Genomic DNA, 490 nt, shown 5'->3' with positions numbered 1-490 from the left:
GCCGGTAGCGTTATCTAAACCAGCATTTAACGTTGATACGCGACCTCCTCTTTGCCACTTAGGAATGACACGAACATCTCTGTTTCTTACCGTTTTATGTCTTTGCTCCCCTCGCATTGCAGCTAAGTAGGTATCTTCATTTTGAGTTGCTCCATCGACTACGGCTAAAATCTCAATCTTTCCGGGATAAAGCTGTTCAACAAGCGTGTCGATCGTTATCTCAATTGCATCTCCTTCTCCATAACAAGTAATTACAAACGAGATGCTTGGGTATTCTTTTATCTCTATGTCACTGGCCGAATAAGACCAGCGAAAGATTCCACTTAACACAAGCAGAAAGAGTGGGAGCTCCACCATAATCATCATGGGGAAAAGCATTAGCCAAAGCTCAGAGTTCTCTAAAAGCATCCCCCAGAAGTACTGTTGGAGATCAAGGCTAACTGACAGCATAGATTTCACTGACTTTACTTTCTAACCAATAACCAACATC

General features: G+C 42.7%; 1 protein-coding gene. It reads right to left on the bottom strand.

Features of this window, described 5'->3' with window-relative positions; genetic code table 11:
• A partial coding sequence (locus AB4496_RS16415) for a glycosyltransferase family 2 protein (protein ID WP_372131383.1) occupies positions 1–450 on the bottom strand: 450 nt, incomplete at its 3' end.
• Positions 451–490 lie beyond the last annotated feature (40 nt).

It is taken from the genome of Vibrio sp. 10N.222.46.A1 (assembly GCF_041473595.1).
Classification (GTDB): domain Bacteria; phylum Pseudomonadota; class Gammaproteobacteria; order Enterobacterales; family Vibrionaceae; genus Vibrio; species Vibrio tasmaniensis_A.
This window is presented reverse-complemented; position numbering and strand designations above follow the sequence as displayed.